The organism is Paenibacillus sp. 01T431, from assembly GCF_056398625.1.
The window spans coordinates 1-489 of the sequence record NZ_JBFTPT010000069.1 but is presented as its reverse complement, the minus strand read 5'-3'; the positions used below and the strand labels follow the sequence as shown (position 1 = coordinate 489).

Sequence of the window (489 nt, the reverse complement as noted above, 5' to 3'; positions counted from 1 at the left end):
CGAAGCCGGTGGGGTAACCCGCAAGGGAGCTAGCCGTCGAAGGTGGGGTAGATGATTGGGGTGAAGTCGTAACAAGGTAGCCGTATCGGAAGGTGCGGCTGGATCACCTCCTTTCTAAGGAAATACCCGAACCCGATGAGGTTCGGATACAAGTTATCGGTATATGGCGCTTTGAGCGCAAGACGTGAAAACCATTTGTTCAGCTTTGATGGAATTTGTATGGGGCCATAGCTCAGCTGGGAGAGCGCCTGCCTTGCAAGCAGGAGGTCAGCGGTTCGATCCCGCTTGGCTCCACCAACAACTTTTATCAATTTGCACCTTGAAAACTGGATAACGAAAGAAAAGAATTGCTGAAACATCCTTTAAAGCTGTTTTTACGTAAGCGAGAGGTGTTTCGAATTGAAGACGGCTTTTGAAGACGTTATTTCTACCTCTAAAGAGGTTATTAATCAAAGAAATAAGGCTTCAACGACGGATCAATCGAAATCA

At 47.0% G+C, this 489-nt stretch carries 1 tRNA gene and 1 rRNA gene; both read left to right on the top strand.

From position 1 onward, the window contains the following. A 16S ribosomal RNA gene (locus tag AC1DM9_RS34475) occupies positions 1-114 on the top strand; the annotation flags it as partial. A gap of 107 nt (positions 115-221) precedes the next feature. After that, positions 222-297, top strand: a tRNA-Ala gene (locus AC1DM9_RS34470). Positions 298-489: the final 192 nt, after the last annotated feature.